Source organism: Achromobacter arsenitoxydans SY8, from assembly GCF_000236785.1.
Classification (GTDB): domain Bacteria; phylum Pseudomonadota; class Gammaproteobacteria; order Burkholderiales; family Burkholderiaceae_B; genus Achromobacter; species Achromobacter arsenitoxydans.
Map to the genome: position 1 here is coordinate 52,688 of NZ_AGUF01000033.1, position 26,481 is coordinate 79,168.

Here is a 26,481-nt window from a genome sequence, read left to right on the forward strand (position 1 = left end):
CCAAACGCGAGCCGCATGGCCAATCCAAACCGCCGTCAGCCGCATTCTGCGCCCACGACGGGAGGCGGCCAGATGCGCGCATACATCCAGAAGTGGCGAGGCTCGCCGCGAACCATGCGATACGCGTGCAACAGGCCCTCGCGCCTGTAGCGGCAGCGATCCAGCACAGCCGCCGACGCGGCGTTGGAGTCCAGCACCGTAGCCTGGATGCGCGCAAACCCCTGCACCAGCAACGCCCAGTCGCTCACCGCTGCGCAAGCTTTGGAGGCGAGCCCCTGCCGCCAAAACGCTGGCGCAATGTCGTAGGCGATTTCTGCGCGGCGGTGAGCCGGCGCGATCTCGTTCAGCCCTATCGTGCCAGCCAGTTGGTCGTCCGGGCCGACTATTGCCCATCGCACGCTGTGCGAAAGGTCAGGCTGCGCGTAGGCGCGGATCAACTCGGCCAGGTCGCCAGGACCATCCAGCCGCCAGCTTGTATGCCGGATGACGGCCTCCTGGCTCAGATAGGCATACCACGCCGCCCCGTCGTCCTCGCGCAGCGCGCGCAGACGCATGCCGGACACGCCCAGGACCGGAAGCGCTTTAGACCAGTCAGGAAACATCGTCGTCATAGCTCTCTTTGCGCGGAAAGGTTGCGCGACTCACGACGCAGTAAGAATACGCGGCTCGCAATGCACCGGAAAATTCACGGAATTCGCGATGAAGCAGAAATGGTGCGCGCGTTCGTGCAGTTCCTGGGCCAGCGCCGTATCATCGCCGGCCCGGATGGTGACTTGCGGGCGCAGCGTAACCTGCGCAAACGCCCCGCCGCGCTCGCGGTCTTCGACCATGACGCCCACGGCTTCATCCCGGTAGGCCTCGACCGTCACGCCTTCGACTGCACAGAAATGCAAGTACCAGAGCTTATGGCAGGCGGACAGCGAGGCCACCAGCATGTCCTCGGGATTCCAGCGCGCCGGATCGCCCCGGAAGGCCGGGTCCGACGAGCCCGGCACATCGGGCTTGCCGGCGGCCTGGATCAGGTGATCCCGGGAATAGGCCGCATAGCTGGAGGTGCCCGTGCCGGTATTGCCGGTCCAGTCCACGGTAACGGTGTAGTGGTGTTCGCCTTTCATGCCTGCATTCCCCGTTGGCGCCACGGGCGTGGCCCGATGCCGCGGCCGCCGCGCAAAGAACGCCGAGCTTAACGCACGGCCGGCCCGGGCAGATACCCCTGTGCGGCTCGCTAGCCTTACATCCAGTTTCAGCATGGGCAAGTTACTGTCCGTATCGTGATACGCATCCAGCCGTTTGTCACACAGGAGCTCGCCATGATGAAAACCACCCTGACCTGCACCCTGAGTCTTGCGCTGCTTGCCGGCTGCGCCCCATCCAAACCCTTCGACGCCCGTTCCGTGCCCGTGGACCACCACACGTCCCGCGACTCGCTGGACTGGCCGGGCAGCTACGAAGGCACCCTGCCCTGCGCCGACTGCCCGGGTATTCGCACCCGCCTCACCCTGATGAAGGACGGCCGCTACGAAAAGCTGACCCAGTACCTGGACCGCCAGCCGCAACCCGAGATCGTGTCGGGCACCTTCAATTGGGAATCCGACGGCGGCACGATCCGGCTGGACGCCGCTGGCGACAGCCAGCGCTACTTCGTGGGCGAGAACCAGCTTACGATGCTCTACCGCGACGGCACGCGCCCCACCGGTCCGCTGGCGGGCCACTACATCCTGCGCCGCGTTCAATAAGCGTCGCGCCTCTGGCCGCTTTGCGGCTATCCTCTGGCATCGAGCGCGCCCGGCGGCGCGCTCCCCTCCCAGCAAGGAAGCCATGAAGACCGATCACGAATTGCTTTCCGCTTTCGCTCCCACGGGCGTGCTGCGCGCCTCCATCAACCTGGGCAACCCCATCCTGGCCAATACCGACCCCGCCACCGGCCAGCCCGGCGGCGTGTCGGTGGACTTGGCCACCGAGCTTGCGCGCCGCCTGGACGTCAAGCTGGAACTCGTCGTGTTCAAGTCCGCCGGCGAATCCGTCAACGCGGTGGCGGCCGAACAGGCCGACGTGGGCTTCTTCGCCATCGACCCGCTGCGCGGCGAGCAGATCGCCTTCACCGCGCCCTACGTCGTCATAGAGGGCGCCTACCTGGTGCGCCAGGACTCTCCCATCAACGGCAATGACGAGGTCGACAGCAAAGGCCTGCGCGTGGTGGTCGGCAAGGGCAGCGCCTATGACCTGTACCTGACCCGCGAACTCAAGCAGGCCGAGATCTTCCGCGCGCCGACCTCGCCCGCCGTCGTCGACACCTTCCTGCAGGAAAACATGGAGGTCGCCGCAGGCGTGAAACAGCAGCTCCAGGCCGATGCCCAGCGCCTGGGCGGCCTGCGCCTGCTGGACGGCCACTTCATGCTGATCCGCCAGGCCATGGGCGTGCCCAAGAGCCGCGGCGACAAGGCCAGCGCCTACCTGTCTGCCTTCGTCGAAGCCATGAAGAAGTCGGGCTTCGTCGCCGAGGCGCTGGCGCGCCACAAGATCCAGGGCGCCGCCGTGGCGCCGCTGGAAGCGGACTCGCAGGCCTAGGCCTCAGATGCCGGCCGGGCCTCGGCCAGCATCTGGCGCAGCCTGAATTTCTGCACCTTGCCGCTGGGCGTCGTCGGCAGGGCATCCCGGATTTCGAGCCTTTCCGGGATGTACTGGACCGCGACGCCGCAGCCCTTCAGGAAATCCACCAGCGCAGGCAGTTCCAGCGCCTGGCCGCTTTTCAGCGCAACCACCGCGCACGCGCGCTCGCCCAGCCTGTCATCCGGATAGGCCACGATGGCGGCCATCGCGACCGCAGGATGGCGGTACAGCAGGGACTCGATCTCGACCACCGGGATGTTCTCGCCGCCGCGGATGATCACGTCCTTGCTGCGGCCCGTGATCCGCAAGTAACCCGTGGCGTCGATTCGAGCCATGTCGCCCGTATCGAACCACCCGTCCCCGTCCGTCGCATTGAGCTGCGGCCGCTTCAAATATCCGCCGAAGTTGGAGCACGACCGCAGCCACAGATAGCCTTCGCTGCCCGCCGGCAGCGTGGCGCCCGACGCGTCCGTCACCTTGACCTCGACGCCGGGCAACGGCGTTCCGTCCGTCGTGCAGGCGCGCTCATCGTCGTCGTCCGGCAGGGTCAACGTCACGGCGCCGTTCTCGGTCATGCCCCAGGCCGAGATGATCTTGGCCCCCAGCGTGCGGCTGGCCTGCTCGACCAGCGGCCCGGGAATGGGCGCGCCCGCGCATAGAAAGGTGCGCAGCGACGGCACCGGCATGCCCGACTGGGCGACTTCGCGCGCGAGGTCCGTCAGGAACGGCGTGGACGCCATACTGAAGGTGACGCCGTGCTCACGCATCAGGGCGGCGGCCGTCGCCGCGTTCCAGACATCGAGCGTCACCGCGCTGGCCTGCAGATAAAACGGCATCATCAGGCCATACATGAACCCCGTTTGGTGCGCCATCGGCGATCCCATCAGCACCACGTCGGCGGAGCCCAGCCGCAGGCGGCTGGCGTAGGCCGCGATGTTCGACAGGCAGGTATTGGCCGTGTGCATCACGCCCTTGGGTTCGCCCGTGGTGCCGGACGTGTACATCAGTTGCGTGACGTCGTCCGGCCCGGGGCGGCAAGTGATCAAGATCTCGTGCGCATCGGACTCGCGCTCCCAGGCGGGATCGCTCAGCCGCGCTTCGAAGCTGTCGGGCCCGGGTCCGCCCGCCACGATCACATGCTCCAGTTGCGGCAGGTCGGCTCGCAGCCCGTCGACCATCGACGGATAGTCAAAGCCCCGGAAGCGCTGAGGAACGATGAGCACACGCGCCTCGCTGTGGCGCAACATGAATGACAGCTCGCGCTGGCGGAAGATGTGCATCAGCGGATTCATGACCGCGCCGATGCGCGAACACGCCAGGTACGTGACGACGAACTGCCAGCCGTTGGGAAGCTGGCATGCGACCACATCGCCCCGCCCCACGCCCAGCCGCGCCAGCCCCACGGCGGCGCGGTCTGCCAAGACGGCCAACTGGCGGCTGGTGAACGGCTGCTGGACGCCAGACTCCGCCTGCACGGCGGTCAGCGCAACCTTGTTCGGATGGGACGTCGCATAGTCGTCCAGCAGGTCGTTGATCGTGCGGTCCGGCCACCACCCGCGCGCGATGCTCTCTGCGCGGCGCGGCGCAATCAGTACGGCGTCGAATTCCATGGCTCTGTCTCCGTTATGGTCATAGCGGCCCCTGCCGCCGGGCTTCAGGCCGGCACGGCCCGTCGCCCCGCGCGGTTGCGCGCAATGATGATCTTCATGATCTGCGCGGTGCCGTCCCCGATCTGAAAGCCCAGCACGTCGCGCAGCCGCTGCTCCATCACGCCCCGGTCGTAGCCGCCATGGCCGAAGGTCAGGAGGCACTGGTGCACCACGTCATAGGCCAGCTTGGGCGCCCACCACTTGCACATGGCCGCCTGCGAGCTGTGCGGCAGGCCCCTGTCCTTCAGCCACAGCGTCTGCAGGCACAGCAGGCGGGCCGCCTCGACCTGGGTCTCGCCTTCGGCCAGCGGATGCGACACGCCCTGGAACGCCGTCAACGGCTTTCCGAAGGCCTCGCGCTGCGCCGCATACTCCCAAGTTTCGTCCAGCGCGGCGCGCGCCACCGCCAGCACCTGCAATCCGATCAGCGCGCGGGAATAGTCGAAGCCCTGCATCACCTGGACAAAGCCTTCGCCCTCGGCGCCCAGCAGGTGGTCCGCCGGCACCCGCACATTCTCGAAGAACAAGGATCCGCGCCCGATGGCACGCTGGCCGTGGCAATCGAAGCGGTTGCGAGTGACGCCCGGCAGGTCCATCGGCACCAGCAAGGCCGTCACCCCATGCGCGCCCGAATCCGCCGCTCCGCTGCGGCCGAACACCACCGCCGCATCGGCCTGGTCCGCCGCGGAGATCGAGGTCTTCTCCCCGTTCAGCACGTAGTGCCCGTCGACGCGCTCCACGCGCAGCTTAAGGTTGGCCGCGTCCGAGCCGCCGCGCGGTTCGGTCAGTGCGATCGCCAGCAGCGCGTCGCCCTGCGTAAGCCGCGCAAGCCAAGGCCGCGCGACCTCGGGCTGGCCGTGATGCGCCAAAATCTGCCCGTTCAGAGACGCCAGCAGATTCACGTACGACATGCTCAGATCCGCGCGCGCAATCTGTTCATGGATCACGCCGGCGGCCAGGCTCCCCATGCCCTGCCCGCCGTATGCTTCCGGCAGCTCGGGCGCGATGAAACCCATGCGCCCCATTTCCCGCATCAGGCCGCGGTCCAGCACGCGCGTCCTGTCGCGCTCCAAAAAACCCGGCGCGATGCGCCCGTCGGCAAAGCGCCCCGCGTGCTCGGCCAGCACGGACAGATCCTCGTCGATATAGGGATTCATGCGGTCTCCTTCGGGCCCGCCGATCGTTGCGGCGCGCTCTCTCTATGTGTGCGCTGCGCGGCCCGCCCGGATGGGCGGCCGCCGCGCTGCTGCTTTCCCTTGCCAGCCCTACTTGGCGAACTGGCGGAAGTCGGGCTTGCGCTTTTCCTGGAAGGCGCGCACGCCCTCGCGCGATTCCTCGGTGTCGTAATAGAGCTTCAGCGCGTACATGCCCATACCTGCGATGCCGGCCTGATGCGCCGTGTCCATGTTGAACGAGCGCTTGGCGATGGCGATCGCTGTCGGGCTCTTTTCCATGATCTCGGCGCACCATCTGCCGATCTCTTCGTCGAGCTGTTCGTGCGGCACCACGGCATTGACCAGCCCCATGGCCAGCGCCTCGGCGGCCGGATAGCGGCGGCACAGGTACCAGATCTCGCGCGCCTTCTTTTCGCCCACCACGCGCGCAAGGTACGCCGTGCCGTATCCCGGGTCCACTGAGCCCACCTTCGGCCCGACTTGCCCGAACACCGCCTTTTCCGACGCGATCGTGAAATCGCAGATGGTGCACAGCACGTTTCCGCCGCCAATGGCATAGCCCTGGACGCGGGCGATCACCGGCTTGGGCACGTCGCGGATGGCGTTGTGCAGTTCTTCCATCGGCAGGCCGATAGTGCCGCGGCCGTCGTATTGGCCGGCATGGGCGGACTGGTCCCCGCCCGTGCAGAAGGCCTTTTCGCCCGCGCCGGCCAATACGATCACACCTATGTCCGCCGCGTAGCCCGCGTGGTTGATCGCATGGATCAGCTCATCGCAGGTGCGGCCGCGAAACGCGTTCATTTTTTCGGGGCGGTTGATCGTGATCCAGGCCGCGCCGTCGCGGACTTCGTAGAGTATGTCTTCGTAGTTCATCATGGCTCCAGATGGGGAATGGCGGGCGGCGCGGCATCAGCCGTGCATCGTCAGCCCGCCGGACACGCTGAGCACCTGCCCCGTGACATAGGCGGCGTCGTCGCTGGCAAAGAACAGGATCGCGCCGGGCAGGTCGTCCGGCTGGCCGATGCGGCCCAGGGGAATGGCGCGAGTGAAGGCCTCCAGCAGTTTTTCGGGATTGCCCGCGCCCTCCTTGTAGTCCGCGAACAACGCCGTATCCGTCGGGCCGGGACACACCACATTGACGGTGATGCCGTGCCGCGCGTGTTCCCGCGCGATGGTCTTGGAAAACGCCACGATCCCGCCCTTGCATGCGGCGTAGACGGCCTCGCCGGAAGACCCCACGCGCGCCGCGTCCGAGGCGATGTTCACGATGCGCCCCGCCTTGCGCGCAGCCATGCCGGGCAGCACCGCATGATGCAAATGCAGCGCGCCGAGCAGATTGATGGCGATCAGCCGGTCCCACTGCACGGGCTCGGTCTTGGTGAAAGGCTTGAACACGTCCCAGCCGGCGTTATTGACCAGGATGTCGATAGGGCCCAGGGAGGACTCAGCCTGCGCCACGGCGGCGTCGACTTGGGCCCGCTGCGTGATATCGCAGGCGATGGCCAAGGCGCGCCCGCCCGCCGCTTCAATGTCGTCCGCGACGCGTTGCGCGTGGTCCGCGTTCAGATCCAGGATCGCCACCGCGGCGCCTTCCCGGGCAAAGCGCCGGCAGGTCGCCCCCCCGATGCCGCCGCCGCCGCCCGTCACGATAGCCGTCTTGCCTGCGAGTCTTTGCATGATTTCCTCTGCCCGGGTTGCAGGCTTGGTATCCTTGCTCGACGAATGCAGGCCCAAGCCAATATACGTAAACATGTTGACGTATATTAGGCCTACCGCCATGGGCTATCAAGCCGGAATCCTGTGAAAAAATCCTATGAAAAACCCTAATAAAAATACCGAAATAGCCAGAATGGAGCTGGCCAACCGGTTGTTCTTCAGACTGTATCAATGTGCAAACATGCTGCATAAAACCGGCAGCCGGGCGGTGGAGCACCTGGGCCTGACCACACAGCAGTGGGCGGTGCTGGGCGCGCTGTCGCGCCCCGAGGCGGGCGGCGGCATGAGCGTGGGCGACCTGGCGCGCTATCTGATGGTCAGCCGGCAAAGCCTGTCGGGCCTGATCAGCCGGATGGAGCGCGACGGGCATATCGCCAGCGCGCCCGACGGCCGCGACCGGCGTTCGCGCCTGGTCACAATGACCGAGCAAGGCCGCAAGGTGTGGACGCAGGACGCAATTCCGCGCATCCATGACTACTACGAAGGCGCGCTGGCCGACTTCTCCATGGGCGACCTGAGCCACACCCTGCACTACCTGCTGAAGCTGCTGGACAACATGCAAGGCCTGGACAAGGAAGCGGGACGGGACGACACGGAGTAGCGTCGGCCAGGCGCACAAGGCGGCGCAGCGCGCCGCCTGCCCGCTAGTGGCTGATCATCCAGGGCCGCGCGCCCGCGAAGGACTTTCCACCATCGGCCGACATGCGGGTCTTGCCCCGGCTGCGGCCGCCTGAGCAGCACCCGCAGTTCATGCCGTGCCCCGCGCGCGAACTGCGCGGCTCGTTCGCGCTGCGCTCGTTGGACGCCCGCGCCCGGTTCACGGCCGACGACAGCGCCGATATCGCTGGCGCCCCGCCCACGATGCGGCCGGACATCGCCCCGCACTGCGGGCAGGCCGCCGGATCGCGCCACTGCGCCAGCGGCCGCAGCGCCGCGAATTCGCCGCAGCCCGCGCAGGCATAGTCATACATCGGCATCGTCGTCTCCTAGCGGTCGCGCGACAGCGGCATATCCACGTCGCCCTTGATGTGCTTGACAGGCCCCGCTGCCGACGGCTGGATGTCGAAATCGAAGATCTCGGTGGGCAGCCACAGCGTCGCGCAGGAGTTGGGAATATCCACCACGCCGCTGATATGCCCCTGCACCGGCGCGCAGCCCAGCAGCGAATACGCCTGCGCCCCCGAATAGCCGAACTTCTTCAGGTATTCGATCGCGTTCAGGCAGGCCTGCCGGTAAGCCACGTTCACGTCCAGGTAGTGCTGCTTGCCGCCCTCGTCCACGGAAATGCCTTCGAAGATCAGGAAGTCCTTGTAGGCGGGCGTGATCGGGCTGGGCTTGAAAATGGGGTTCTTGATCGCGTACTTCTCCATGCCGCCCTTGATCAGCGATACGCGCATGTGCACCCAGCCCGCCATTTCAATGGCGCCGCAGAAAGTGATTTCGCCGTCGCCCTGCGAGAAATGCAGATCGCCCACCGACAGCCCGCCGCCCTTCACGTACACCGGAAAAAACACGCGGGCGCCGCGCGACAGGTCCTTGATGTCGCAATTGCCGCCATGCTCGCGCGGCGGCACCGTGCGCGCGCCTTCCGCGGCCGCCTTATCGCGGTCCGCGCCCTGCAGCGCGCCCATGTGGGCGGTCTTGGGCGCGGGCGGATTGGCCAGCGGAGGCACGCGGTTCGGATTGGTGTCGATCAGCGCCTGCTCGCGCTGGTTCCAGGTGTCCAGCAGCTTCTTGTCCGGCAGGCAGCCGATCAGCCCTGGATGGATCAGGCCCGCGAAATTCACGCCCGGAATATGGCGCGACGACGTAAACATGCCATGGAAATCCCAGATGGATTTCTGCGCGTGCGGAAAATGATCAGTCAGAAATCCGCCGCCATTATTGCGGCTGAAAAAGCCATTGAAGCCCCACAGGCTGTCGGGCTTGGCGCCGATATCCAGCAGGTCGACCACCAGCAGATCGCCCGGCTCCGCGCCTTCCACGCCCACCGGCCCGGACAGGAAATGGACAGTGGACAGGTCCACGTCGCGCACATCGTCCGCGCTGTCGTCATTCTTGATCGCGCCGCCGGTCCAGTCGTAGGTTTCCAGGATGAAATCGTCCCCAGGCTTCACCCACACGGCCATCGGGATATCCGGATGCCAGCGGTTGTGGATCTGCTTGTTCTCGTAGGGGGATTGTTCCAGATCGACACTGATAAGCGTGTTGGTCATTCTCTTTCATCTCCGTCGTGACGAGTTGATAAAACAGAACTTCAGCCGGATACACGTCCAGCTCCGTTGCGGGCCGGATCTCGGGAACGATTGAACCGTCAACGATGGTAGACGCGTTCAGGCGATCAGACGTACTGGTTTTCCATGCAGTGGCAGCGGCCACGCCGCGCTACGCCAGGGGACGTTTCGCAGCAGTTATGATGCATGCCACTCCCAACGCAATACCAAGGTTTTCCCGCATGGCAGCCAAACACCGCCGGCCCCTGGCCGCCCTCCTGCTCATCGCCGCATGCGCCAGCGCGTCCGCCCACGCCGACGACGACTGCGTCGCGCGCGTGGACGCCGAACTGGCCCGCATCAAGCAGGCGCAGGACGTGCAGCGCACGCGCGAAGCCGCCAATGAGCTGCAGTTGAACAAGGAGTTGTGCCAGGGCCGTCTGGACCTGCTGGATGCGCGCTTTGCCCTGAGCGACGACTTTGAGGCCTGCCGGCGCAAAGGCGTAGCCTTTTCGGATCAGGTCGTGCGCACCCTGTCCGGCGCATCGGACGACCTGACCGGCATGAAGGCCTCGTGGATACGGACCTGCGGCTTGCAGATGAAGGATTGATGGCGGGAAAGCCGGCCCGGGCTAGATGGGCTGGCCGGGGCTTGCATGGCGCCCGGCCGCGGCCCCGCGGTTGCGTCAGGCCGCTTTCTTGTCGGCCGCGAGCGGGAAAAAGATGGCGCGGCTGGGATCGAAGCCATACAGGTGCTCGAATTCGGTTGCGTCCTGCGCCAGCGCAAGCACCGACTGCAGGATGAAATCCGCCTTCGCGTCAGACAGCAGCGCGCTGAAGTTCAGCCGCACAAAGCCGGGCTTTTCGATCTCGCGGCCGTCCAGGATGGCCTGCCGCATCTGCAGCGACATGTCGTCGTCGATATCCAGCAGCCGATGCACGTAAGGCCCCGCGCACGCGCAGCCGCCGCGCGCCTGGATGCCGTAGCGGTCGCTCAGCATGCGGGTCACCAGTTGCTGATGCACAAAGCCGCCCTTGCCGTCGCGCACACGGAAGGAAAAGATGGGCAGGCGGTTCGCGGTCAGCGAGCCCAGCAATTCCAGGCGCTCCGCGCCTTGCCAGGCCGCCAGCGCGCGCTGCACGAAATGCGCATGGCGCTGCTGCATGAAATCGGCGCCCAGCGCTTCCTTCACCAGCACCACCAGCGCGGCGCGGATGTCGCCCACCACATTGGGCGTGCCCGCCTCTTCGCGCGATTCCAGGCTGCCGCTGTAATCATGGCCCGCCGGCGACACGAACTTCACGGTGCCGCCGCCCGGCCAGGTCGGCGTCGTATCCAGCACCGCATCGCGGCTCACGATCAGCACGCCCGAAGCGCCGGGCCCGCCGATGAACTTGTGCGGAGAGAACACGATCGCGTCGATCTGCGCATCGGCAGCCGGCGACATCCGGATCGGCAGATACGGCGCGCCGCCCGCATAGTCCCACAGCATCTTCGCGCCGGACGCCTTCACCAGGCGCGTAATGCCGGCGATATCCGCCACAATGCCCGTCACGTTCGACGCCGCCGACAGCGCGCACACCACCAGCGTGTCGTCCGAAGCTTTCAGCGCCGCCGCAAGCTGCGCCAGGTCGGGGCCGCCATCCGGGCTTTCATCCAGCACCACGATGTCGGCGCCGCATTCGCGCCACGGCAAAATGTTCGAATGATGCTCGTACGGGCCGATAACGACGCGGACTTTCCTGCCCGCGGCAACCGCCGCATGCACGCCAAACAGATGCACCAGACGGTTGATGCCCGCGGTCGCGCCCGATCCCGAAAAAATCACCGCGTGCTCATCGCCCGCGCCGCAGCAGCGCGCAATCGCCGCCCGTGCTTCGCGCCGCAGACGCGTAATAAAACCGCCGCAGTACGAAGCTTCAGTGTGCGAGTTGGCGTAATACGGAAGCACCTGTTCAAGCACAAAGCGTTCCACCTGCATCAGCGCCCTGCCGGACGCCACGTAGTCCGCATAGACCAGCGGCTTGGACCCAAAAGGCCCGTCGATGGAAGCATCCTTGCCGATAAGCCCTTCGGCAAGCGCCGCGGCGATATCCGTGGATTTAAGGCTGTCTTGAAATTGCTGCAACGGCGTAACCGAAGCCCGAGCCGGGGCTGCGGCGGTAAACGTATTCATGGGGAGTCTGTTCCGAACTGTTCGCAAATATCATACGATGGAAGCCCGGATGAAACATCACCGTTTTTTTGCTATTAATTCATATAAACGGGTCATATGATCGACAACATGGAAAAAATAGACAAACTTGATCTAAGCATAATCTCTTGCCTGCAAAAAGACGGCGCCCTGTCCCAGCGCGAGCTTGCCGATCGTGTCGGCCTGTCGCAGAACGCATGCTGGCGCAGGCTTCAGCGCCTGAACGCCTGCGGCATCATCCGCGGCACCCGGGCCGAGGTCAGCCTGGTCGCCCTGGGCCTGGACCTGACCGTCTTCGTCATGATCCGCACCAGCCACCACGCCAAGGCCTGGGCCGACGGATTCCGCCAGCACGTCGAACGCCTGCCCGAAGTCACCGAGTTCTATCGCATCGGCGGAGATTGGGACTACCTGATCAAAGTCGTCTGCCGCGGCATGGCGGGCTACGACCGCTTCTATCAAAAACTGATCACGGATTTCGAACTGTCCACCGTGACGGGGTTCTTCAGTATGGAAGCCATTATCGAAAACCGGCCGCCGGACCTGCGGCTGCTGGAGGATTGAGGCGCCTTGCGCCGCCTCCTGCACTACACTCTGAACCTCGCGCTGGGAACTTTCCCCTGCCCGCATCGTTCGAACCCGCCATTCCTTTTCACCGCGGAGACCCGCCCGGCCATGATTCTCTAAGCCCTCCCCCTGATCACCGCTTGCGCCACGCGCAACGCGTCTTATCGCCCCCGGAGAGCTTCATATGGCCCAGTCTTCCCGCGCGCCCGCAGCGGCGCACCCTCAGCATCAGCCGCAGGACTCGGCGATTTTCCTCAGCCTGCGCCACGTTAGCCATGCGCTGCCCGACGGGCGCATCCTGCTCAACGACGTCAGCCACGACTTCACTACCGCCCGCCACGGCCTGATAGGCCGCAACGGCGCAGGCAAATCCCTGCTGCTACGCCTGGTGCACGGAGAACTGGCCACGCAAGCCGGCCGCATCGTCCGCCAAGGCCGCATCGCCTACGTGCCCCAGACCCTGCCCCAAACGCCCGGCGTCACATTGGCTGACGTCGCCGGCATCGCGCAAATCCTGCACGCCCTCTCCAGCATCGAAGCCGGAAGCACCCGCCAGGCCGACTTCGACCTGGCCGACGGCCACTGGCGCATCCACGACGACTGGGTTCGCATGCTTGCGGACGCGGGCCTGCCCGCCTGGCCGCCCGAGCACCCCGCAGCCGGCGCCAGCGGCGGGCAGCTCACCCGCGTCGCCCTGGCCGGCGCCCTGATGCAGAAGCCCGACGGCCTGCTGCTGGACGAACCCAGCAACCATCTGGACACCGGCGCCCGTGCCTGGCTCATGGAACAGATCCGCGCCTGGCGCGGCGGCCTGATCCTCGTCAGCCACGACAGAGCCATGCTGGACGCTATGTCCCACATCGTCGAACTCGACCGCGCGACCCTCGCCGCTCACGCCGGCAACTACAGCGCCTACCGCGCCCAGCGCGACCTGCAGCACGCCGCCCTTGAGGCGGCCCTGGCGCATGCCCGCAACGAACGAGCCGCCGGCCAGCGCGCGCTGCGCCAGCAGCACGACGCCCTGCAACAGCGCAATGCCCGTAACGCCCGCCAGGCGCGCGACGCGAACCAGGCCCCCATCCTGCAGGGCATGAAAAAAGCCAACGCCGAAGGCCACGCCGGCCGCGAACACTTGCGCCGCCAGCAGGCGAGCGCCGCGCTGGATGACGCCGTCAGGCAAGCCGCAGCCAGGGTCGCCCCCACCGCCGCCATCGCCCTGGCGCTACCCGAAACCGCCGTGCCGCAGGGCCGCCGCGTCCTGCACCTGCAAGACGCAATAGCGCCCTACCCCTTGGAAGCTCCCGCCCTGACGCTGACGCTATCCGGCCCATTCCGCCTGGCCATCCGCGGACCGAATGGCTGCGGCAAAAGCACGCTGCTGTCGATGCTGGCGGGCCATACGCCGCCCAGCGCAGGCCTGTGCGACGTGCGCGTCCCGACAGCCATGCTCGATCAGCGGGCGGCCGACCTGCCGGATGACAAGTCCTTGCTGGAAACGTTACATGCGCTGGGCGCCGCATTGCCCGATGGAGAACTGCGCAGCCGGCTGGCGCTGCTGGGCCTGGGCCCGGCGCTGGTAAACGCGCCTGCCGCGACACTAAGCGGCGGGGAACGCATCAAGGCCGCGCTGGCCTGCGCGTTGTGGCGCAAGGAGCCGGCGCAGTTGCTGTTGCTGGATGAGCCGACGAATCATCTGGATATCGCGTCGGCGGAGGCGCTGGAGGATGCGCTGAGGGAGTATCCGGGCGCGATGGTGGTGGTGTCGCACGACGGGAAGTTTCTGGAGGGGATTTCAGCTACCCATGTGTTGGGCTGGCAATTAGACGGCTGGCGGCTTGCCGAATGCGCGGCAGGCCGCCCTGTTGAATAGCCAGCCGTATTTCCGCGCTATCGCGGGTCAGCCAGATCAGGAAAATGGAAAATCTCGGTATACACGGGCTCGCTCCAGGCGCCGAGCCTTGCGCTCAGTTCTTCATACGCAGCCTTGCGATCCTCCAGCAAACCCGGATACGTCAGAAAAGTCTTGTCGGACTGATCGTAAGAGCGCGAAATGCTGCGCGACATGAGCGCCCTGCCATCCACATCCTTCAGTGCATATTCGACCATCGTCATCGGCTTGTACGAGTCCGTCGCAGATGTGGCGGCGTAAGCGGTGCCCAACCGCAGCAGAAGTTGCATGTGCCCGTCGGTAGGCACAAGGTCTTCAGAGACGCTCAGCGCCAGATCCTCATTGCCCGACGGCCGGAGCACCTTCGTAACCTTTACCTGCCTGCCGTCCTTGGCAAGCAGATCGCCAATGTGCTCGGCAAAGTCCCGATTCATGCTGCGCTCCGGAAAATCCTTGGCGATTAAGGCCGAAAATTCTTTTGAGCGCCGCTCCGTGCGAGGCTTCATGTCCAACTTATGCGCGGCATCCACCGTCAAGCCTACCAACGTGCCAACCGGCCCAAGAATGCCCAGCACCCCCAACGATTTCGATCCGCCCAGGTCCAGGATCACATAATCGTCACCGTGGTAAAAAATCTCTACCGGCTTGCCCGATTGAATGACAGCCTGGTTGGCCTGCTTGTCCATCTGGTACTTCGGCGGAGGCTGCTTGAAGGCGCATCCGCTAAGGAAAATCAAAGCAATCGAAAGCAATTTCTTCATGTCTACACCCTTTAGATTTTGGAACGCGGAATCGGCCGCGCTGTCGGGCCGGTCCGCAATCTGCTTTTAGGGTGTATTGGAACTAGGGGAAATCAGAGCATTCTGAAAGTGCGATGGGGCACTGGTGACGTCGCGACAACGTCCCAGCCCGTGCTCTTGGAGACGATCTGCGCCGACTACAGACCCACGCCGTACAGGAACATAGGATCTTCCGTAAGGGTTTTAAATGAATGAGGCAGGATCGCTTTGTTGCGGCACTGGACGGTCGTATTGAGTAGAGCGCTTAATAAGCCAGCCTCGGCTATCAATCAAGGAAAAATCTCCTTTCCCCCGACGCGTCAAGAGTTTCCGCCGATTGGAAGCGGCGTCCTTTTCACCTTTGCGTTTTTGCAGCCCTTGTACTTCTTTACGGCGACGGGCTTCGTGCGTACCACCCCATCGACAACAACCAGCTCACGCAAGACCGTGTTGGGATGCCGATAAAGTGTCTCGTAGTCCTTTCCTGCTTCAAGAACTGCGGTAATGGCGTTGCCGAATACCCGACTGTGCATGGAGACGCCGATTGCATTTGGATGGCTCCACCCGCCGCCATAGGAATAGATGTCAATAGGGATCCCTGCCATAACGACGTATTCAGAATAGTACTTTTCGTCAATATCAGGCATAGGCATGCCGATCACCGTATTGTTGATCCCACGAACTAATGGATCATTTGCATTGAAACTATACGGGTTTGAGTCGTCCAGACATGTGCGATTAAGGGTAACGGTTGTAGATGTTCCAAAGTAAATCCGCAATCTGGCACTGACCGCAGGATTGTATTCTTTGGGAAGATATGGACTTTTTGGCGCGCATCCCGAAGCAAGAACGGCAAGGCCGACCATCGCGATTTTTGCTTTTACTCCCTGGATGCGCTTCAACTTTCTGTCTTTCATCGTAGTCCACCATTCATTATTAAATGCCCCACCCAGACGTTGCCGGCCACCCTCCCTGCAAGGTCAGCCACAACAAAACGGCATCAACCGCGCGCTTTACTACAGATGCCGCACCCGTCTGGCAGGCGCCCTGCTTTGTAACCAGCCACCAGAAGCACGGAAATCGAAACAATTTGAAAGTGCGTTTTGGACGTGTGGTCCCGGGTTATCCCGAATGTCCCCTATATCTACAAATCGTCAATAATTCGCCAACGTTTTGTCGTCGATCCGTCCCTTTGCCTGCCTCACCCATGCCTGTGTCCGTCCGGGACGCCATCGTTTCCTCTTCGCACCTGGCCTCGTCGGCGCCCGAGCTGTCCGAGGTCGAATTCGGCCTGATCATCGCGTCGCACGCCTTCAACCGCTGGATGGTGCGGTGCATGGCCTGTGCGGGCCTGCCCGAACTCACGTCCCTGGACATCCTGGTGCTCAACCATGTGTTCCATCGCGGCCGGGGCAAGAAGCTGGCGGACATCTGCTTCACGCTGAATGTCGAAGACACCCACCTGGTGAACTATTCGCTGAAGAAGCTGGAACGCCTGGGCGTGGTGCAAAGCGCCAAGACGGGCAAGGAAGTGATCTACACCACGACCGACGCCGGCGCGGCCGCGATCCAGCGCTACGCCGAAGTCCGCGAGCAGTGCCTCGTCAAACCCTTCATCGACTCCCCCGCCGCGGACAACGCCAGCCATCAGCTGGCCAACACCCTGCGCGCCCTCTCGGGCCTGTACGACCAGGCAGCCCGCGCCGCCACCTCGCTGTGAGAATCCACGTTGTCTAGCAATACTGTTTCTTCTTCCGCGCCGCTGCTGTCCGTGCGCGGCGTATCGGTCGACTTCACCACCGAAACCGGCGTGTTCCGCGCCGTCGACACCCTGGATTTCGAGGTGCGCCCCGGCAGGACGCTGGCCATCGTCGGGGAATCCGGCTCGGGCAAATCGGTGACATCCATGGCCATCATGCGTCTGACCGACTACAGCGGCGGCCGCATTTCGACAGGACAGATCCTGTTCCGCGACGGCACGGACCGCGAGGTCGACCTGACCGCTGCCAGCGACGAGCAGATGCGCGCCATCCGCGGCAATGACATCGCGATGATCTTCCAGGAGCCGATGACGTCGCTGAATCCGGTGTTCACCATCGGCGACCAGATCGTGGAAGCCATCATGCTGCACCAGCAGCTGTCGCGTTCCGCGGCCCGCCAGGCCGCGCGCAAGCTGCTTGAAAAGGTGCGCCTGCCCGACGCCGCGCAATTGCTGGACCGCTATCCGCACCAGTTGTCGGGCGGCATGCGCCAGCGCGTGATGATCGCGATGGCGTTGTCATGCCAGCCGCGCCTGTTGATCGCCGACGAGCCGACCACCGCGCTGGACGTCACCATCCAGGCGCAGATTCTGAACACCATCCGCGAACTGCAGCGCGACCTGGGCACGGCCGTCATCTTCATCACGCACGACATGGGCGTGGTGGCCGAGATGGCCGACGACGTGGTGGTGATGCTGCGCGGCAAGAAGGTCGAGCAAGGCGCCGTCGAAGAGATCTTCAACGCGCCCAAGCACCCCTATACGCGCGCGCTGCTGGCCGCTGTGCCGCGCCTGGGCAGCCTGACCGGCCGCGACCTGCCGCTGCGCACGCCGCAGACCGTGCTGGAAGGCGACACGCTGCGCGAAGTGGGCGAGACCCGCGAGCAGGATACGGCCCGCTACGACGAGCCCGTGCTGCGCGTGGACAAGCTGACCACGCGCTTTGACGTGGGCCACAATCTGTTCGGCCGTGTCACGCACCGCGTGCATGCGGTGGAAGAAGTGAGCTTCGACGTCTACCCCGGCGAAACGCTGGCGCTGGTGGGCGAATCGGGCAGCGGCAAGTCCACCATCGGCAAGACCCTGCAGCAGCTCGTGGCGCCGACCTCCGGGGCGGTGCGCTACAACGGCCAGGACATTTTCTCGATGGACAGCGCCGGCCGCCAGCGCCTGCGCCAGGAGATTCAGTACATCTTCCAGGATCCCTATGCGTCGCTGGACCCGCGCAAGACCGTGGCGTTCAGCATCGCGGAACCCATCCGCACGCACGGCCTGCTGTCCGGCGAGGACGCGATCGCCCGCCGCGTGGGCGAGCTGCTGGAACAGGTGGGCCTCAAGCCCGAACGCGCCAGGCGCTATCCGCATGAATTCTCGGGCGGCCAGCGCCAGCGCGTGTGCATCGCGCGCGCGTTGGCCAGCAACCCCAAGCTGATCATCGCGGACGAATCGGTGTCGGCGCTGGACGTGTCGATCCAGGCGCAGATCCTGAACCTGCTGATGGACCTGCAGAAAGACCGCGGGCTGTCCTACCTGTTCATCACGCACGACATGGCGGTGGTGGAAAAGGTGAGCCATCGCGTCGCGGTGCTGTACCTGGGCCAGATCGTCGAACTGGGTACGCGCCGCCAGATCTTCGAATCGCCGCAGCACGCCTACACGCGCAAGCTGCTGGCCGCCGTGCCCGTGGCCGAGCCCGGCCGCCACATCGACACATCCCTGATTGAAGGCGAAATCCCCAGCCCCGTGCGGCGCGTGGGCGACGAGCCGGCCATCATTCCCCTGATCGAATTCGCGCCCGGCCACCAAGTGGCCCGGGCGGCCTGAACCCTTTTTTACCCATCGGCCCGATCCGATATCCCGTCCCTGGAGGCGATCATGCAATTCCTACGCACCACTTTCACCGCCACCGCCCTGACCCTGGCGCTGGGCGGCGCGCTGCCCGCCGTTTTCTCGACCGCGCACGCCGCCGGCACGCTCAACGTAGCCATCAACCAGGATCCGGGCAGCTGGGATCCGATCGACACGTTCGTGACCTTCTGGGGTTCCGTGGGCGGCAATCTGTACGACGGCCTGACCATGCGCGGCGCCGACCTGAAGCTGCAGCCGGGACTGGCCACCAGCTGGGAATACCTGGACGAGAACAAGCGCCTGCGCTTCAAGCTGCGCGAGGGCGTTAAGTTCCACAACGGCGAACCGTTCAACGCCGAAGCCGTGAAGTTCACCTTCGAGCGCCTGCTGGGCGCGGAAGGCGCCAAGGGCCCGCAGAAGTCGAACTACGACTCGATCGGCGAGGTCAAGGTAGTGGACGAGTACACGGTGGACTTCATCCTGAAGCAGCCCGACCCGGTTCTCCTGACCAAGCTGGCTGGCTACGGCGCGATGATCGTGCCGCCCAAGTACATCAAGGAAAAGGGCGAAGACAACTTCAACACCAACCCGGTGGGCACCGGCCCGTTCAAGTTTGAAAGCTACCAGCCCAAGGTCAACGTGACGCTCGCGCGCAACGACGATTACTGGGGCGGCAAGCCCAAGCTGGACAAGGTGGTGTACCGCTTCATCGGCGAACCCGGCACCCAGGTTGCCGAACTGCAGGCCGGCCGCATCGACATCGCCACGCTGATTCCGCTGGGCCTGATCGAGACCGTGAAGAAGTCCGGCAACGCCGACGTGATCTCCACCGGCGGCCCGGTCGCCTACGCGCTGCGCTACAACACCAAGAACGGCATCACGCAGAGCCGCGACGTGCGCCGCGCGCTGATCATGGCTGTCGACCGCGACGCCATCGTCAAGCAGCTGCTGCTGGGCCAGGCCAAGACCATCGCCAGCTTCCAGGGTCCGCAGTCGTTCGGCTACAACCCCGAGCAAAAGCCCCTGCCCTTCAATCCCGCCGAAGCCAAGAAGCTGCTGGCCGCCGCGGGCGTGAAGCCGGGCGCCACGGTGCAGATCGACGTGCGCGGCAGCGATTCGAACTTCCGCGAAGTGGCGCAGGCCGTGTCGGGCTACCTGCAGGCCGTGGGCGTGCGCGCCACCATCAAGCCGTATGAAACCGGCGTGCTGCTCAACGACATCATCCCGGGCGGCAAGACCGGCGAGATGTGGCAGAACCAGTGGGGCGGCTGGACGTACGACTACGACAACACGGCGTATCTGATGTACCACACGGGCCAGAAGTGGAACCCGTACGACAACGACGCCAAGCTCAACGCCATGCTGGAAGCGCAGCGCACCGTCTACGACGTGAAGAAGCGCGAAGGCATGCTGCAGGAAATCGCGGCGTACGTGGCCGACCAGGCGCTGGAACTGCCGCTGTACAGCCTGAACACGATCGTGGGCGTGAACAAGCGCGTGAAGAACCTGGAGGTCCCGGGCGACATTCGCTTCCGTTTCGTTGACACGGCGGTGGAGTAAAAGTAGGCCCCCCCGAAGCGCTACGCGCTTCCCCCCGGGGGGGCATGCCTGCGGACCGGCAAAGCCCGGATCCGCGGCATCCCGCTGGGACGGTGCCGTGGCAACACTAACGGTATCCGTCGCAGCATTTATGGTGTCCGTTGCAGCATTGTGGTGGCCGCTGCAGCATTAACATTACCGACCCGCGCCGGCGCAAGCCGGTGCGGCGCCTTATGACCGGATTTCTCATCAAACGCGTGTTGCAGGCGATCTTCGTGATCGTGGCGGTGACGCTGCTTGTTTCCTATGCCGTGCGCCTGACCGGCGACCCCGCGCTGATGCTCAGCCAGGGCTCGGGCAGCGTGACCGAACAAGACCTGGCGAACATCCGCCAGGCGCTCGGGCTGAACCGCCCGTTCCACGAGCAGTACCTGTCGTACATGCAGGGCCTTTTGCACGGCGATTTCGGCCGCAGCTTCATGGGCGGCACGTCGGTGGCCAAGCTGATCGGCGACGCCCTGCCCGCCACGCTGATGCTGGCCTTCACGTCGCTGATCGTGTCCATCCTGATTTCGCTGCCGCTGGGCATCCAGGCCGCCATCAAGCGCGGCAAGCCCACGGACCAGGCGATCCGCATCCTGTCGCTGGTGGGGCTGTCGTTCCCCAACTTCTGGCTGGCGCTGATGCTGGTGCTGCTGCTGTCGATCACCTTTCCGCTGCTGCCGCCATCCGGATGGAGCGGTCCGGCCAGCCTGGTGCTGCCGTCGCTGACAATGGCCATCATCCTCAGCGCCACCAACATCCGGCTGGTGCGCACGACGATGCTGGAAACGCTGTCCGCGCAGTACATCATGGTGGCGCGCAGCAAGGGCCTTAAGGAACGCGTCGTGCTGTACAAGCATGCGCTGCGCAACTGCGCCATTCCGCTGATCACTTACCTGGGCCTGCAGTTCGGCGGCCTGATCGGCGGCATCGTGGTGATCGAGATGGTCTTCAACTGGCCCGGACTGGGCACGCTGGCGTTCGACGCCATCTCGGGCCGCGACTACCCGGTGCTGCAAGGCACGGTCACCGTGCTGGCCACCGTCATCGTCCTGGTCAACCTGATCGTCGACATCGCCTACGGCATCGTCGATCCCCGTATCCGCACGCGCTGAGCATCATGCAGACAACCACTACCCCCGCCGCCCCCAAGGCGTTCAAGCCGCGCAGCCGCTTCCGGTCGCTGGAATTCGTGCTGGGCGCGATCCTGACCGGCGTCATGGTCCTGCTGGTGCTGGCCTCCGGCTGGCTGTTCCCGGACGGCGGCGAATCCATGGACCTGGCCGCCCGCCTGATGGCGCCGTTCGCGTCCGCCGCCCATCCCTTCGGCACCGACCCGCTGGGCCGCGACGTGCTGGCGCGCGTCATCGTCGGCGGCAAAATCTCGCTGCTGGTGGGCTTTGCGTCCGTCATTGGCGGCGCGCTGCTGGGCATCGTCATGGGCCTCATCGCCGGCTACTATCGCGGCTTCTGGGACATGATCGTGATGCGCTTTGCCGACGTGCAGCTGGCGCTGCCCTTCATCCTGGTGGCCATCACGTTCATCGCCATCCTGGGCGGCGGCCTGTTCAACGTCATCTTCTTCATGATCGTGTCGCAATGGGTGCAGTACGCGCGGCTGGTGCGGGCGCAGGTGCTGGCGCTGCGCGAGCGCGAATTCGTGCTGGCCGCCCGCGCCTTCGGCGTGCGCGACCTGGCCATGATCCGCCACCACATCGTGCCCAACCTGCTGGGCCCGCTGGTGATCCTGATGACCCTGAACGTCGCCAACAACATCCTGCTGGAAAGCAGCCTGACGTTCCTGGGCCTGGGCGTGGACCCCATGATCCCGAGCTGGGGCGGTATGCTTGCCGACGGCCGCACGTATATGCAGACGGCCTGGTGGGTCAGCGTCTTTCCCGGGCTGGCCATCATGCTGACGGTGCTGGGCCTGAACCTGCTGGGCGACTGGCTGCGCGACCGCCTGGACCCGACCGGCAAGGTCTGAACATCGCTCCGGCCCATCCGGCCCGGAAGGAATATTGAGTATGTCGTTGCTGGAAAAAACATTCGACCGCACGCTGGACGCCTGGACGCACGCCTACCTGGCGCCGGCCTGGCGCGGCGCGGTCGTGGAAGGCTGGCTGTTCGAAGGCGTGGAGGCCCGCCGCGCGGCGCAAGCCCGCCTTGAGCAGGCCGGCGTCAAGGCGCGCTTTCGCAGCGCTTATAAGCCCCTGCTGCACTATTTCCTGGAAGAGGCGGAACTCGACGGGCTGGTCTCGGCCGTGGTGCGCTACCCGCTGCACGAGCATGCCCAACCCAAGCGCTTCACGCTGGAAGCCTATCCGCTCGTCGCCCTGCTGCAGGGCGTGCGCGTGACCATGCAGCCCGGCGCTGACGACCTGCACTACGACGTCAGCCTGACCTACGCCGACGGCCGCAAGACCGAAACGCGCGTGTATGCGCCCAACCAGCTTGGTCATGCGCCGGACGGCACGCCGGAACTGTCGCCCACGGGCTGGCTGCGCGTGCGAGACGCCGACGGCGCCTTGCAGACCGACGCCGCGCAGGCGACGGAATACCAGTTGCTGTTCCGCGGCATCATGGACACGGTGCGCAACCATGCCTGGGGCGCGCACGAGCCCTATTTCGAACGCCTGGAAATTCGCGTGGACCTGCCGGGCATCGACTACGCCCTGCCGGTGGACGAGGAAATCGTCAGCACCTTCGAGGCGCTGCACGAAGACATCTATTTCTCGCTGCTGGAGCACTTCCAGCAGCACTCCGGCCGCCCGTCGGGCGACCGCGGCCTGCAGCCCGGCCAGATCATTCCAGACATCCGCCGCCATGACGGCGCGGCGCGCGTGCAGATCTCGGTGGAACCTTTCGCCCCCGTGGCGCCCGTGGCGCCGGCGCCCCTCGCCGGTCCGCTGGCGCAGGCGCGCGAACCGCTGTCGGCCGCGCAGATCGCCGGCTGCATGGCGGCCTTCGGCGGCGACGCGTTCCAGGCCGTATCGCGCCAGGGCCGTCCCGTGCTGGGCACCTATGTGCGCGGCCCCGGTCCCGCCGTTTTCATTTCGGGCGCGCAGCACGCCAACGAGACCTCCGGCGTGGTCGGCGCGCTACGCGCCGCCCAAACGCTGGCCGCGCGCGGCGACGCGCACTTTGCGCTGATCGCCTCTGAAAACCCCGATGGCTATGCGCTCTTTAACCGGCTGCGCGAGCAGCACCCGCGCCACATGCTGCACGCGTCGCGCTACAGCGCGCTGGGCGACGACATCGCCTACCGGGAACGCGCGCCGTTCTTCGAACGCGAAGGCCGCCACCAAGCCCACGCCATCAGCGGCGCACACCTGCACATCAACCTGCATGGCTACCCCGCGCACGAATGGACGCGTCCGCTGTCGGGCTACCTGCCGCGGCATTTCGAGCTGTGGACCATCCCCAAGGGCTTCTTCCTGGTGCTGCGCCACCATCCCGGCTGGGGCGAGCGCGCGCGGCGCCTGATCGAAGGCGTGACGGCGCGCCTGGCCCGCAACGTGCCCGGCCTGGTGGAGTTCAACGCCCGCCAGCTGGAACTCTTTCACGCGCATGCGCTCGAATCAGGCTTTGGCGTGCTTAACGGCATTCCCGTGCAGGTCACGGAAACCGATCGTGAAGAACTGCCACTGGCGCTCATCTCGGAGTTTCCGGATGAAACGGTCTACGGGGACCGATTCGTTTTCGCGCATACTGTGCAGATGGAAACCGTCCTCGCGGCGACCGACCTCTACCGCGCGGGACTTTAGCGGCCAAGGACCGCCGTCGGCCTCCGACCTAACAGAATCAATAAGAAATGAACATCCGAGAACGCAACCACGGCGACGATCTGGCCCTGGTGGACATCTGGCTCCGTTCGGTGCGCGCCACCCATACCTTCCTTACCGAAAAGGAAATCCAGGCCATGTACCCGCAGGTGCTCAACACCTACCTGCCCTCGGTGCGGGTCTGGGTCTGTGAGGACGATGCCGGCGAAGTGGCCGGCTTCATGGGCCTGAACGGCAACAAGGTCGAAATGCTGTTCGTGGACGCCAACAAGCGCGGCAAGGGCGCCGGCCGGCGCCTCTTGAACTTCGCACGTTCGCTGCACGGCACGCTGCTGGTGGACGTGAACGAACAGAACCCGCAGGCCCACGGCTTCTACAAGCATTACGGGTTCGAGGACGTGGGCCGTTCGGCCTACGACGACTCCGGCCGGCCGTTTCCCATCATCCACATGAAGCTGCCCGGCTGAGGCTCCAGGCTCAGGTCTTGGGCGCCTCGTGCCGGGCGCGCCAGGCCTTCAAGGCCTCGCGGTAGCGGTCCATGGCCTCGTCGTAGAGGTCATAGACGCAGGGGATGCAGCCGCTATTGCAGCATTCCTCAGGCGCGGGGCGCTCGGGCGGAACGGGTTGCGGATCGTCGTCGGGTACAGGCTTGGTGCTCATGCCGCCATGTTAGCGCCGCGCGCCTGTGCGCGGCGCGGCAAGCCCTGTCACAGGCCTTCCTGTTTGCGCCAGTCGGCGCGCCGGATCTCGTAGCAGACCTTGGATTCGGGCGCGTCGCCCGTCATGCCGACATAGCGCAGCCCGGTCTTTTCCATGACGCGCTGCGACGCCGTGTTCGAGCGCAGCGCCACCGCCCCCAGCACGTCCACCGGCAGCAGCCGGAACCCCAGCCCGACCAGCACGCGCGAGATCTCCGGCGCGAAACCCTTGCCCCAGCAATCGGGGTGCAGGGCGTAGGCCAGCTCGACACTGGCGCGGCCGGCGGCTGTCGAGACCTTCAGGCCTGCGCGGCCGGCGGGCCGGCCCGTGTCGCGGTCTTCCAGCACATACATGCCGTAGCCGTGCTCGGTCCAGTGCACGATGTTCTGGGCGACATAGCGCCGGCTGGCGGCCGCATCGCGCGTGCCGCCCATGGACTCCATCAGGTCGGCGTTGGCGTGCATCTCGATCATGAACGGCAGATGCGCCTGCGACATGCGCCGGGCGTGCAGCCGCAAGGTCAGAAAATCGTCAGGAAACTCGGCGAACGGCATGGCTGTCGGGAGCGATGGCTGAAGGAGTGGAGTGGCGGGACAGGCCCGGATCGGTCCATCATACCGGCGCCGACGCGCCGCCACACTCCTGCCTAACCCTCACTCGCGACACCGCCCGCGCGGGCAATGCTGCCGTACTGATCCGCCAGCACGGCGGCGTTTTCGCCATAGCCCGCCGTGCCGGCTATCGAGGGCTTGCTCATGAACCGGGATACGCGCGCATGGCGGCCGGCTGGTCGGCCTTCAGCGCGTCCAGGATGCGCTTGCCCAGGCGGCCGTCCTGCGGCAGGTTCAGCCGCGCCTGTTCCTCGCGCACCGCGTCCCGCGTCTTGCCGCCGGGAATGCCGTCGGCCTCGCCGATGTCGTGGCCGCGACCGTACAGCTGCTTCTGCAGTTCCTTGATTTCCGCCCGCGACAGGCCGGGGTCATCGGTGGGCCAGGCCGCGACAAGCCCCGGACCGCCCTGCAGCCGGTTCAGCAGCAGGGCCACGGCCAGGCCGTAGCGGCGCGACTGGTTGTAGTGCAGGATGGCGTCGAAGTTCACGGTGGCCAGGAAGACCGGGCCGCGCGCGCCGGTGGGCGCGAACAGGTAAGCCTGTTCGTCGTTGCCGGACGGCAGCTTCAGCACCGAACCGTCGCCCTGTTTCAGGCCGGCCTGCGCCCATTGGGCGATGGTGCGGCGGTCCTGCGAGCCGACGTATTCCGCGTCGGGCTCCGGCGGGATCGCGGCGGCCACGTCCGCGGGCACGCGCACTTCGACCACGGCGGGCAGGCCGTGCGTCCACTTGGCGCGGCGCTTGCGCAGGTGGTTGGCCGTGGAGGCCAGCGCGTCGGGCAGCGAGTTGTAGAGATCAATGCGGCCGTCGCCGTCGCCGTCGGCGGCCAGTTCGTAGAACGAGGTCGGAATGAACTGCGTCATGCCGAAGGCGCCGCTCCAGGAACCGACGAACTTGTCCGCGGGCACGGTGCCGTCGCGCAAAAGGCGCACGGACGCATAGGCGTTCTTTTCCCAGAGCTGCTTGTTTTCGGTGCAGGCGCGGGTCAGCCAGGCATTGAGCACGTCGGTCTTGCCGACCTGCCGGCCGTAGTTGGTTTCGATGCCGAAGATGGCGACCAGGGTGGCCGGATCGACCTGGTACTGCTGGCTGATGCTGGCCAGCTGCGAGCCGTACTTGTCCAGCACGGCCTTGCCGTCCCGCACGCGCTCGTCGTCCACCGTCTTGGCGATGTAATCCCACCAGCTTTCGCGCCCTTCGGGCTGGCCCTTGGCGGACGCCACGGTGGTGGGCAGCAGCTTGGCGTTAGCCGTGTACTTGTCCCAGTCGGCAACGGTCAGGCCGTTGGCGGCGGCGCCCTTGCGCAGCTTGACTATGCAGGCCTTGGTGTCGAGTTCGGTAGGGATGATGACCGTTGGGGCTGCGGCGGGCGCAGCCGTGGCTGCGGGCGCCGATGCGGCCGCCGGT

Annotated in this window: 27 protein-coding genes; 13 read left to right on the top strand and 14 right to left on the bottom strand. The window is 65.5% G+C overall.

Annotated elements, in window-relative coordinates; translation table 11 throughout:
• Positions 1–35: 35 nt before the first annotated feature.
• Both KYC_RS07715 and KYC_RS07720 read right to left on the bottom strand, forming a co-directional pair.
• Positions 36–611: a GNAT family N-acetyltransferase gene (locus KYC_RS07715; protein WP_008160664.1), complete on the bottom strand. Its 576-nt coding sequence runs from the start codon at positions 609–611 to the stop codon at positions 36–38.
• 30 nt (positions 612–641) lie between these two features.
• Entirely contained in the window at positions 642–1,115 is a 474-nt protein-coding gene (locus KYC_RS07720; RefSeq protein ID WP_008160667.1) for an OsmC family protein, read from the bottom strand.
• 195 nt (positions 1,116–1,310) lie between these two features.
• Here KYC_RS07720 and KYC_RS07725 point away from each other — a divergent pair, with 195 nt between their 5' ends.
• Both KYC_RS07725 and KYC_RS07730 read left to right on the top strand, forming a co-directional pair.
• Positions 1,311–1,736 carry a copper resistance protein NlpE gene (locus KYC_RS07725; RefSeq protein WP_008160669.1) on the top strand — a complete coding sequence of 142 codons (426 nt, stop codon included), beginning with the start codon at positions 1,311–1,313 and terminating at the stop codon, positions 1,734–1,736.
• A gap of 82 nt (positions 1,737–1,818) precedes the next feature.
• Entirely contained in the window at positions 1,819–2,568 is a 750-nt protein-coding gene (locus KYC_RS07730) for an ABC transporter substrate-binding protein (RefSeq protein ID WP_008160671.1), read from the top strand.
• Here the strand turns inward: KYC_RS07730 and aliA are convergent.
• The 4 genes from aliA to badH all read right to left on the bottom strand — a co-directional run bounded on the left by aliA (position 2,565) and on the right by badH (position 7,111).
• The gene (gene aliA, locus KYC_RS07735; RefSeq protein WP_008160673.1) at positions 2,565–4,220 is read right to left on the bottom strand and encodes a cyclohexanecarboxylate-CoA ligase; all 1,656 of its coding nucleotides are present in this window, start codon (positions 4,218–4,220) and stop codon (positions 2,565–2,567) included. The two genes, KYC_RS07730 and aliA, sit on opposite strands and share 4 nt — an antisense overlap.
• 44 nt (positions 4,221–4,264) lie before the next feature.
• Complete coding sequence (gene aliB, locus KYC_RS07740; protein ID WP_008160675.1) at positions 4,265–5,416, bottom strand: cyclohexanecarboxyl-CoA dehydrogenase; 1,152 nt, start codon at positions 5,414–5,416, stop codon at positions 4,265–4,267.
• A gap of 108 nt (positions 5,417–5,524) precedes the next feature.
• On the bottom strand, positions 5,525–6,307 hold the full coding sequence (gene badI, locus KYC_RS07745; protein WP_008160678.1) for a 2-ketocyclohexanecarboxyl-CoA hydrolase: 783 nt from the start codon (positions 6,305–6,307) through the stop codon (positions 5,525–5,527).
• 36 nt (positions 6,308–6,343) lie between these two features.
• Positions 6,344–7,111: a 2-hydroxycyclohexanecarboxyl-CoA dehydrogenase gene (gene badH, locus KYC_RS07750; RefSeq protein WP_043517857.1), complete on the bottom strand. Its 768-nt coding sequence runs from the start codon at positions 7,109–7,111 to the stop codon at positions 6,344–6,346.
• Positions 7,112–7,283: 172 nt separating this feature from the next.
• Between badH and KYC_RS07755 the strand changes: the two genes are divergently transcribed.
• The gene (locus tag KYC_RS07755) at positions 7,284–7,751 is read left to right on the top strand and encodes a MarR family winged helix-turn-helix transcriptional regulator (RefSeq protein WP_008160682.1); all 468 of its coding nucleotides are present in this window, start codon (positions 7,284–7,286) and stop codon (positions 7,749–7,751) included.
• A gap of 43 nt (positions 7,752–7,794) precedes the next feature.
• On the opposite strand, the gene KYC_RS07760 is transcribed toward KYC_RS07755, so the two are convergent.
• Both KYC_RS07760 and fmdA read right to left on the bottom strand, forming a co-directional pair.
• Positions 7,795–8,127, bottom strand: coding sequence for an FmdB family zinc ribbon protein (locus tag KYC_RS07760; protein ID WP_008160684.1), 333 nt, complete (start codon positions 8,125–8,127; stop codon positions 7,795–7,797).
• 9 nt (positions 8,128–8,136) lie between these two features.
• Positions 8,137–9,366: a formamidase gene (gene fmdA, locus KYC_RS07765; protein ID WP_008160685.1), complete on the bottom strand. Its 1,230-nt coding sequence runs from the start codon at positions 9,364–9,366 to the stop codon at positions 8,137–8,139.
• Positions 9,367–9,605: 239 nt separating this feature from the next.
• On the opposite strand from fmdA, the gene KYC_RS07770 reads away from it, so the two are divergent.
• Positions 9,606–9,974 (top strand): hypothetical protein, encoded by a 369-nt coding sequence (locus tag KYC_RS07770; protein WP_008160689.1) that lies wholly within the window; start codon positions 9,606–9,608, stop codon positions 9,972–9,974.
• Between the two features lie 75 nt (positions 9,975–10,049).
• Here the strand turns inward: KYC_RS07770 and KYC_RS07775 are convergent, their stop codons facing one another.
• Positions 10,050–11,540 carry an aminotransferase class V-fold PLP-dependent enzyme gene (locus KYC_RS07775; protein WP_043517849.1) on the bottom strand — a complete coding sequence of 497 codons (1,491 nt, stop codon included), beginning with the start codon at positions 11,538–11,540 and terminating at the stop codon, positions 10,050–10,052.
• Between the two features lie 108 nt (positions 11,541–11,648).
• Here KYC_RS07775 and KYC_RS07780 point away from each other — a divergent pair, with 108 nt between their 5' ends.
• Together KYC_RS07780 and KYC_RS07785 are read left to right on the top strand one after the other, a co-directional pair.
• The gene (locus KYC_RS07780) at positions 11,649–12,122 is read left to right on the top strand and encodes an Lrp/AsnC family transcriptional regulator (protein ID WP_202946579.1); all 474 of its coding nucleotides are present in this window, start codon (positions 11,649–11,651) and stop codon (positions 12,120–12,122) included.
• A 187-nt stretch (positions 12,123–12,309) separates the two neighbouring features.
• Complete coding sequence (locus KYC_RS07785) at positions 12,310–13,995, top strand: ABC-F family ATP-binding cassette domain-containing protein (RefSeq protein WP_008160694.1); 1,686 nt, start codon at positions 12,310–12,312, stop codon at positions 13,993–13,995.
• Positions 13,996–14,012: 17 nt separating this feature from the next.
• Here the strand turns inward: KYC_RS07785 and KYC_RS07790 are convergent, their stop codons facing one another.
• The gene (locus tag KYC_RS07790) at positions 14,013–14,774 is read right to left on the bottom strand and encodes a hypothetical protein (RefSeq protein ID WP_008160696.1); all 762 of its coding nucleotides are present in this window, start codon (positions 14,772–14,774) and stop codon (positions 14,013–14,015) included.
• Between the two features lie 338 nt (positions 14,775–15,112).
• Positions 15,113–15,709 (bottom strand): hypothetical protein, encoded by a 597-nt coding sequence (locus tag KYC_RS29435; RefSeq protein ID WP_139026500.1) that lies wholly within the window; start codon positions 15,707–15,709, stop codon positions 15,113–15,115.
• A 290-nt stretch (positions 15,710–15,999) separates the two neighbouring features.
• Here KYC_RS29435 and KYC_RS07795 point away from each other — a divergent pair, with 290 nt between their 5' ends.
• From KYC_RS07795 to KYC_RS07825, 7 genes are all read left to right on the top strand, one after another.
• Positions 16,000–16,512, top strand: coding sequence for a winged helix DNA-binding protein (locus tag KYC_RS07795; protein ID WP_008160698.1), 513 nt, complete (start codon positions 16,000–16,002; stop codon positions 16,510–16,512).
• A gap of 9 nt (positions 16,513–16,521) precedes the next feature.
• On the top strand, positions 16,522–18,375 hold the full coding sequence (locus tag KYC_RS07800) for an ABC transporter ATP-binding protein (protein ID WP_008160700.1): 1,854 nt from the start codon (positions 16,522–16,524) through the stop codon (positions 18,373–18,375).
• 51 nt (positions 18,376–18,426) lie between these two features.
• Positions 18,427–19,959 (top strand): ABC transporter substrate-binding protein, encoded by a 1,533-nt coding sequence (locus KYC_RS07805; RefSeq protein ID WP_008160701.1) that lies wholly within the window; start codon positions 18,427–18,429, stop codon positions 19,957–19,959.
• Positions 19,960–20,171: 212 nt separating this feature from the next.
• A complete protein-coding gene (locus KYC_RS07810; RefSeq protein ID WP_008160703.1) occupies positions 20,172–21,095 on the top strand; it encodes an ABC transporter permease in 924 nt (307 codons plus the stop codon).
• Positions 21,096–21,100: 5 nt separating this feature from the next.
• The gene (locus KYC_RS07815; protein ID WP_008160706.1) at positions 21,101–21,967 is read left to right on the top strand and encodes an ABC transporter permease; all 867 of its coding nucleotides are present in this window, start codon (positions 21,101–21,103) and stop codon (positions 21,965–21,967) included.
• 40 nt (positions 21,968–22,007) lie between these two features.
• Positions 22,008–23,747: a M14 family metallopeptidase gene (locus KYC_RS07820; protein ID WP_008160708.1), complete on the top strand. Its 1,740-nt coding sequence runs from the start codon at positions 22,008–22,010 to the stop codon at positions 23,745–23,747.
• A gap of 47 nt (positions 23,748–23,794) precedes the next feature.
• On the top strand, positions 23,795–24,232 hold the full coding sequence (locus KYC_RS07825; RefSeq protein ID WP_008160711.1) for an acetyltransferase: 438 nt from the start codon (positions 23,795–23,797) through the stop codon (positions 24,230–24,232).
• Between the two features lie 10 nt (positions 24,233–24,242).
• Here KYC_RS07825 and KYC_RS07830 read toward each other — a convergent pair whose 3' ends face one another.
• From KYC_RS07830 to KYC_RS07840, 3 genes are all read right to left on the bottom strand, one after another.
• Positions 24,243–24,425 (bottom strand): oxidoreductase-like domain-containing protein, encoded by a 183-nt coding sequence (locus tag KYC_RS07830; RefSeq protein WP_008160712.1) that lies wholly within the window; start codon positions 24,423–24,425, stop codon positions 24,243–24,245.
• Between the two features lie 47 nt (positions 24,426–24,472).
• The gene (locus KYC_RS07835) at positions 24,473–25,018 is read right to left on the bottom strand and encodes a GNAT family N-acetyltransferase (protein WP_008160714.1); all 546 of its coding nucleotides are present in this window, start codon (positions 25,016–25,018) and stop codon (positions 24,473–24,475) included.
• 199 nt (positions 25,019–25,217) lie between these two features.
• Positions 25,218–26,481 (bottom strand): lytic murein transglycosylase (locus KYC_RS07840; RefSeq protein ID WP_008160716.1); only part of this gene is annotated, 1,264 nt, incomplete at its 5' end.

Coding starts and splice junctions, on each gene's coding strand:
- KYC_RS07795 (WP_008160698.1), top strand. CDS start 16,000: ATGCCTGTGTCCGTCCGGGACGCCATCGTTTCCTCTTCGCACCTGGCC.
- KYC_RS07775 (WP_043517849.1), bottom strand. CDS start 11,540: ATGAATACGTTTACCGCCGCAGCCCCGGCTCGGGCTTCGGTTACGCCG.
- KYC_RS07770 (WP_008160689.1), top strand. CDS start 9,606: ATGGCAGCCAAACACCGCCGGCCCCTGGCCGCCCTCCTGCTCATCGCC.
- aliA (WP_008160673.1), bottom strand. CDS start 4,220: ATGGAATTCGACGCCGTACTGATTGCGCCGCGCCGCGCAGAGAGCATC.
- aliB (WP_008160675.1), bottom strand. CDS start 5,416: ATGAATCCCTATATCGACGAGGATCTGTCCGTGCTGGCCGAGCACGCG.
- KYC_RS07720 (WP_008160667.1), bottom strand. CDS start 1,115: ATGAAAGGCGAACACCACTACACCGTTACCGTGGACTGGACCGGCAAT.
- badI (WP_008160678.1), bottom strand. CDS start 6,307: ATGAACTACGAAGACATACTCTACGAAGTCCGCGACGGCGCGGCCTGG.
- KYC_RS07815 (WP_008160706.1), top strand. CDS start 21,101: ATGCAGACAACCACTACCCCCGCCGCCCCCAAGGCGTTCAAGCCGCGC.
- KYC_RS07755 (WP_008160682.1), top strand. CDS start 7,284: ATGGAGCTGGCCAACCGGTTGTTCTTCAGACTGTATCAATGTGCAAAC.
- badH (WP_043517857.1), bottom strand. CDS start 7,111: ATGCAAAGACTCGCAGGCAAGACGGCTATCGTGACGGGCGGCGGCGGC.
- KYC_RS07760 (WP_008160684.1), bottom strand. CDS start 8,127: ATGCCGATGTATGACTATGCCTGCGCGGGCTGCGGCGAATTCGCGGCG.
- KYC_RS07830 (WP_008160712.1), bottom strand. CDS start 24,425: ATGAGCACCAAGCCTGTACCCGACGACGATCCGCAACCCGTTCCGCCC.
- KYC_RS07805 (WP_008160701.1), top strand. CDS start 18,427: ATGCAATTCCTACGCACCACTTTCACCGCCACCGCCCTGACCCTGGCG.
- KYC_RS07810 (WP_008160703.1), top strand. CDS start 20,172: ATGACCGGATTTCTCATCAAACGCGTGTTGCAGGCGATCTTCGTGATC.
- KYC_RS07820 (WP_008160708.1), top strand. CDS start 22,008: ATGTCGTTGCTGGAAAAAACATTCGACCGCACGCTGGACGCCTGGACG.
- KYC_RS07790 (WP_008160696.1), bottom strand. CDS start 14,774: ATGAAGAAATTGCTTTCGATTGCTTTGATTTTCCTTAGCGGATGCGCC.
- KYC_RS07825 (WP_008160711.1), top strand. CDS start 23,795: ATGAACATCCGAGAACGCAACCACGGCGACGATCTGGCCCTGGTGGAC.
- KYC_RS07835 (WP_008160714.1), bottom strand. CDS start 25,018: ATGCCGTTCGCCGAGTTTCCTGACGATTTTCTGACCTTGCGGCTGCAC.
- KYC_RS07780 (WP_202946579.1), top strand. CDS start 11,649: ATGGAAAAAATAGACAAACTTGATCTAAGCATAATCTCTTGCCTGCAA.
- fmdA (WP_008160685.1), bottom strand. CDS start 9,366: ATGACCAACACGCTTATCAGTGTCGATCTGGAACAATCCCCCTACGAG.
- KYC_RS07785 (WP_008160694.1), top strand. CDS start 12,310: ATGGCCCAGTCTTCCCGCGCGCCCGCAGCGGCGCACCCTCAGCATCAG.
- KYC_RS07725 (WP_008160669.1), top strand. CDS start 1,311: ATGATGAAAACCACCCTGACCTGCACCCTGAGTCTTGCGCTGCTTGCC.
- KYC_RS07730 (WP_008160671.1), top strand. CDS start 1,819: ATGAAGACCGATCACGAATTGCTTTCCGCTTTCGCTCCCACGGGCGTG.
- KYC_RS07715 (WP_008160664.1), bottom strand. CDS start 611: ATGACGACGATGTTTCCTGACTGGTCTAAAGCGCTTCCGGTCCTGGGC.
- KYC_RS29435 (WP_139026500.1), bottom strand. CDS start 15,709: ATGAAAGACAGAAAGTTGAAGCGCATCCAGGGAGTAAAAGCAAAAATC.